Origin of the sequence: Saccharopolyspora terrae (genome assembly GCF_004348435.1) — a bacterium.
Lineage (GTDB): Bacteria > Actinomycetota > Actinomycetes > Mycobacteriales > Pseudonocardiaceae > Saccharopolyspora > Saccharopolyspora endophytica.
In genome coordinates this window covers 1-5596 of record NZ_SMKS01000125.1, presented here as the reverse complement: position 1 = coordinate 5596, position 5596 = coordinate 1, and the positions used below count along the sequence as shown (strand labels likewise).

Genomic DNA, 5596 nt, shown 5'->3' with positions numbered 1-5596 from the left:
TACGGTGATACATGGACGGGTCTTTCTGTCCGGCGGACGAGTTGGTCGCACTTCTCATCCTGCCGTCGAAAGACCCGTCCCCATCCTCAGGCCCTGCCAGCCGACACCAACGTCACGACCCGCAACAGCTAGCGAGTCCGATGATCGTCGCCATGCGGAAGGGGAGGGCGACGAGGCGGCACGTCTGGGAGGGCACCGCGGTGACTCCGTCCGCAACAGCGTTCGAGACTCCAAGGTCGAGAACCTGATTCAGGCGGGCATTGGAATCTGCCGCCTTCTTGGTGCTGTCACGTTCCCGCGAGGTGGGCCACGCGGCTCCCCAGCAGTGAGGCGGCGCTGCTGTCCGGTTCAGGCTTGCAACGGCTGCCACGTGCCGGTCGGTGTGGAGGAGCTCCGGAGGTTGCCGTGAATGCCGTCTTTTAGCTCCTGGAAACGAACCCACGAGCAGGATTAGCAGAACACCTCAGCACGAGGGCTGGGAACGTCGGGTGACACCTGGACGGATCACTGCCTCCGCCTGATTGCCGGTTCCCCAACGACCGCCGCCTCCGGTTGACTGGGCAACCAGTCTTTTTCGTCACGGTGGAGGTGCGCCGCTGTGCCCGAACGGTCGGATCAAAACACCCGTCCTGAGCGCAAAACCCATCACCTCGTCGCCACCGAACTCGCTCGGCGACACGGCCGCCAGACAGCAGTGGTCCCGGACGCCCGCAATTGGTTGCAGGAACACAAGAGCCGCTGGCGGGCCGACGTGATCCTCGTGCCGTGGAGCCCTGCGGACGCCGAAATCCTCCGCTACGCCCTCCCGGAGCTCGAGGACGGAATGATCCTCGCCGCATCCCCACGGGTGGCGTGGGCAAACCGGCGCAGGAACGAACGCGCCCGCTCCGCAGGCGAGATCCCCACACCACGCGACACGAGCGGCCAATGACGACCGCAAGGTAGCGAGCTCTCGCCATTCGGAATCCTGCCCGGGCAGGCCCCGCTTGAGGTTAACGGACTTGACGCCGCCTGGTCAGGCGCGTTCGTCGGTCACGGCGTGTCGAGCTTGGTCCATGAAGAACAGCATGATGGCTGCGAAGCACGCCGCGCCCACGATGAACGACATCTGCAGCGACCCGGTCGCATCGGACACGGCCCCCTGGAGCACCGGGATGACGGCGCCGCCCACGATGGCCATGACCAGGATGGCACCGCCGGTTTCCTGGTGGCGCTTGTCCTCGATGGTGTCCAGGGTGCGTCCGAAGATGGTCGGCCAGCACGGTCCCATGAGCAGGTTCGCGAGGACGACGCCCCACACCGCCCAGTTTCCCGGACCGAACGCGACGAAGACCAGCATCACGGCACCGATAGCGGTGTACGCGATCAGCACGTGCGAAGCGGAGAACCTGCTCATCAGGAAGTTGGCGGGGAACTTGCCGATGAAGAAGGCGGCGAATCCGAGGATCATGTAGTTCGAGGCCTCGTACTCGTTCATGCCCGGGATCGTCTCCAAGGGGAGGCGGATGGTGAACGACCAGACCGCCGTCTGCAGTCCGACGTAGAGGAACTGCGCTCCGATTCCCTTGAGGAAGAGCTTGTTCGCGGAGAGGTACTTCAGAGTCTCCCCGATCCCTGCTTGGGCAGCTTTCTCAACCCTGGGACGGCATTTCGGGTACTCGGTGAGAGCGAACAGCACGAGGAGAACGACGAGAACGGCCAGGATGTACTTGTAGGGGAGCAAGGTCTGGCCCAGCAGCCGGTCGATGAGCTCCTGGCGCTCCGCGCCTTGCACGGATGCGATCTGTGCTTCGAGCGAGGCGGCGTTGTCGAAGATGAGGTACTTGCCCAGGACGATGCCGGTCAGGTTTCCCAGCGGGGTGAACGTCTGACTGATGTTCAGCCGCAGCGTGGACGTGCGCCGCGGCCCGAGCATCGAGCTGAACGTGTTGGCGGAGGTCTCCAGGAAGCTCAACCCCACGGCGATGGCGAAGATCGCGACGAGGAAGACGCCGTAGGTGGCCATGTGGGAGGCGGGGAAGAACAGCCCGCAGCCCACGATGTAGAGGACCAGGCCGACCATGACCGCGGCCTTGTACGACGTCCGCTTGATGAACCGCGAAGCGAGGATGGCGATGAGGAAGTAACCGCCGTAGAAGGCGCTCTGCACGAACGCGGTTGCCGCGTCGCTGAGTTCGAAGACCGACTTGAACTGCGGGATGAGGATGTCGTTGAGTCCTGCTGCGGCGCCCCACATGGGGAAGAGCAAGGACAGGAGTATGAACTGGAAGGCTGGTGTTCGATCGAGGTACCCGTCATCCGGACCAACGCGCGTCGAGCTCTCTCCCCACTCGCGCGCATTGCTCTTGATCAGCACTCGCGCAACACTCCCTCGTGTCGAACATCCGAACAGTCTCGCCGTTTGTACCGATGATGTTCGCTCGTGCCAAGCGACACCACCCGGCTGCGCGTGCAGACCCAAGGAGCTCCCCGGGAACGGGCTTGGACGGACAGCATCCGTCAGGCGTGGGCTGAGATCCAGTCCCGCCACAAAACCGCCGTTCATGAGTGCAACCCCGCCCGGATATCGCGCGTCCTGGTAGTGGAGACGCCACGGTTGCCCTGGCCGTGAGCGCAGGGTCCATCCCGACGAGGGGATCATGGGAGATGACGGAACTCGAACGCGCGAGGCGCCTGATCGACCGCTTGCCGGATCGCCGAAGGCACGGTGGTGGAGAACGTCCATACCGGGGACTCGGCAGACGGGCCGGCCTGGTCCCCGGTGATCGCCTTCACCGACAACGCGGGCAACCGCGTCGAGTTCACCCCCGTAGCGCAGGGAAGCGGGCTGACACTGGCCACCGGCAGCACCGTTGAGGTGATCTACCTTCCCGATGCACCCCAACGAGCCCAGGTGAACACCTGGTCGCACCTGCTGTTTCCCGGATTGGTCGCCTGCGTCGGCGGGGTGGGATTCCTGGTGTTCGTCGCCTTCCTGATCCTGCCCGCCCTGTCGCGGTGACGGAAGCGCCGACATCGAGTGCCGCAGGAGCCAGTGAAGATTCGAGGATCGCAGCGATCGGGAAGATCGTCGGCAGCGTGTCATCACATGGGGAATCCCACGCCCACGAACCAAAGCCCGATTCGGGATGTCACCGTGTTTTACCTGCTCAAGGCTGGTGCCCCCGGCGAGGTTCGTACGGCATCGTCACGAGTAGAGAGCATCTGCTGACCAGGCGAATCGGTCGTCGATGGCACGGTGTCACCGGTCCTTTCTGCTGCTGCGGCGACTTGCGGAAGGTCGTCGCCAGGCAGGGTGATGGAGACGATCACCTCGTTGCTGTCGCCGCACAGGCGCACAGTGAGTTGTGTGATCTCGAAGAGTTGCCTCAGGTACTCCTCCGGAGCATGAGCCAGGTTGATACGCAGGTAGGGGAGGAGGTTGAGGAGGTCGATGTCCTCGGAACTGGGCCTGTGTGTTTCGTCCTTTCCTGCCGCATCAAGCTCTGCCACGGAAGCAAGGACCGAGTTCCGGTCGGCGTCCATCTCGTTGTAGGTGGCGCGTAGGCCTTTGGTGAACGGGTCGTCGGGGTCGCCGTCTTGTGCTTGCCGAAGGATCGACTTCTGGCGACGTTCGATGTCGTCTAGACGCCGTTGGAGACGTTCGCGCTCTTCCTGCCTTTGCCGCGTGGCGGAGTCATCGAGGCCGTCGAGGTCTGCAAGCAAGAGTTCGCGACGGTGGTCCCCGAACACGCGGTCTGCGAAGAACTGCGTGATCGCTTCCAGGAGCGTGTCTTCTCGTAGGTAGACGGCTTTGGGGTGACCGGCGTGCTTGTCAGGCCGTCCTCGGTTGTTGTGCTCGGGTCGGCACACGTAGTAGGGGCGGGTGTGGCGTGTGGTTCCGGTCATCCGTCGTCCGCAGCCGCAGAAGAGCATTGCGCGCAGTACATACGTCCGTCGAGTCTGGGGATGGACGTTGAGCGCGTTGTCATGGCGCGAGCCGACCCGCGCTCGTCTTCGTGCGTTGATCTCGTCGAACATCCACTTCGGGATCAGTGGTTCGTGGGTGGGTTCGTGCGACCACACCCACTTCACAGGGTCGTTGACCTTGCCGCGCTTGGAACGCGAGGCTCGCCTGTTGAATACCTGGTACCCGGTGTACTTCGGGTTGCGGACGATCTCGTAGACGCTGGTCTTGCCCCACGCCTTGCGTGCTCGGTTGCTGTTTGTTGGTTGGGGTGGCGGAAAGCGATCGGGGTCCATGTTGAGGCGTTCGGCGATGGTGTCGAAGCCGAGCCCTTCGTGGTAGCGCCAGGTGGCGATCTGCGTAACGGTTGTGGCCTCCGCGTCGTGGGGCTCGAGGCGGCTTTTCGTTTGCCCCTTGTCCGCCTTGGTCGGGTTGGGATGTGGGATGACCTTGGCCCGGTAGCCGTATGGCGGCTTGCCGATGTTGTAACCCTCCCGAACGTGGGCACACATGCCGCCCCAGGACTGTTCGAGAGTGTTGAGGACCTCGTACTCGGCGATCGACTGGTTGATGCGTCGTTGCAGGACGCGCTGTGCGCGACTGCCGGAGAGTGTGATCGGCTCGTTGGAAGCGAACAGCGGCACCTCGGCCCGCTCCAGCTCACGCTCGACGGACAGCCCTTCGTAGGCGCGTCGCGCCACGCGAGAAATGCTCTCGCAGATGACCACGTCGAAGCGGCGGCCCGGGTGCTGTGCCTCGGCCAGCAGGTCGGATATGCCACCGTCACGCGCGATGGGGACGTCGAAGCGTTCGTAGTTTTCGCCGCGCCCGCGCTGGCTGAGTTCCATGCGGCCGGACTCCACGTCGTAGAAGTGGGCCACGATCACCCAGGAATCCGGGAGTGCGGTCTTGCTGTTGCTGACTTGTCGCAGCAGGGATTGTCGAGGGTCTTGCTGGTCTTCGGTTGAGGTGCGCCCCAGGAATGCGACGCGGACTTCGTCGCGCATCAGCGCGGCGGTTGAGGTCCCCAGCGGCGAGACTGCGTAATCCGACAGCCCTGACGGGCCCGAGACGGGAGTTCCGCGGCCGGTGCGGCGCCCTACTCCGGGGGCCGGCGGGTTGACCATCAGCTCGTCGTCTTCTCTAGGCATGGCATATGTCCCAGGGGTTTCTGGCCGTCACGAGCCGAACTTGGAGTCGGCGTTCACGCGGCATCACGGTCGTTGCGGCTTTGGGCTTGGTCGGCTTGTTGCTCGGACGCGGCCCAGCGCAAAAGCTTGTCCAACACTGAGGCGAGTTCGGCACGTCTCCTCTCACCTTCTCGGCCCCCGATGTACCGCACCTCCCCGGTGAAGCGTCGCTCGTGCCCGCGCCCGCGTTGGCGAAAACTCCACTGCGCTTGTTCGCCAACCTCTCTTGCTCGGTGGGCGGGAGAATCAGGTTCGAGTCCCTCCTCGTCGCGAGCAGGCCTCTGCCGGGAAAGGTGCTGTCCCGGGAAGCGACCGGAACCGTAACGCCGGCGGCTAGGGGGTGTCCTCAAAGCCGGATGAGGAGTGTGGCTAGGTCGATCATGGCTTGGTAGGACTGGGCGGTTTTGTCGTAGCGGGTGGCGATGGCTCGGTGTTGTTTGAGCTGGTTGAAGCAGCGTTC

4 protein-coding genes and 1 pseudogene are annotated in these 5596 nt (G+C 64.0%); 2 read left to right on the top strand and 3 right to left on the bottom strand.

All coding sequences use genetic code 11. The features are described 5' to 3' along the window. The first annotated feature begins 598 nt into the window (after positions 1-598). Positions 599-931 (top strand): hypothetical protein, encoded by a 333-nt coding sequence (locus tag E1181_RS30805; RefSeq protein ID WP_132679925.1) that lies wholly within the window; start codon positions 599-601, stop codon positions 929-931. A gap of 84 nt (positions 932-1015) precedes the next feature. Here the strand turns inward: E1181_RS30805 and fucP are convergent, their stop codons facing one another. Further along, positions 1016-2545 carry an L-fucose:H+ symporter permease gene (gene fucP, locus E1181_RS30800; protein ID WP_132679924.1) on the bottom strand — a complete coding sequence of 510 codons (1530 nt, stop codon included), beginning with the start codon at positions 2543-2545 and terminating at the stop codon, positions 1016-1018. A gap of 162 nt (positions 2546-2707) precedes the next feature. Here fucP and E1181_RS30795 point away from each other — a divergent pair, with 162 nt between their 5' ends. Then, positions 2708-3001 (top strand): DUF3592 domain-containing protein, encoded by a 294-nt coding sequence (locus E1181_RS30795; RefSeq protein WP_165944803.1) that lies wholly within the window; start codon positions 2708-2710, stop codon positions 2999-3001. 140 nt (positions 3002-3141) lie between these two features. Here E1181_RS30795 and E1181_RS30790 read toward each other — a convergent pair whose 3' ends face one another. Further along, a complete protein-coding gene (locus E1181_RS30790; RefSeq protein WP_235877175.1) occupies positions 3142-4953 on the bottom strand; it encodes a recombinase family protein in 1812 nt (603 codons plus the stop codon). Positions 4954-5482: 529 nt separating this feature from the next. After that, a pseudogene (locus E1181_RS30785) lies at positions 5483-5596 on the bottom strand (IS5/IS1182 family transposase); the annotation flags it as partial.

What these genes read in the sequence shown, in the direction of transcription:
- fucP (WP_132679924.1), bottom strand. Translation starts at nt 2,545, where the DNA reads ATGAACGGCGGTTTTGTGGCGGGACTGGATCTCAGCCCACGCCTGACG.
- E1181_RS30790 (WP_235877175.1), bottom strand. Translation starts at nt 4,953, where the DNA reads ATGCGCGACGAAGTCCGCGTCGCATTCCTGGGGCGCACCTCAACCGAA.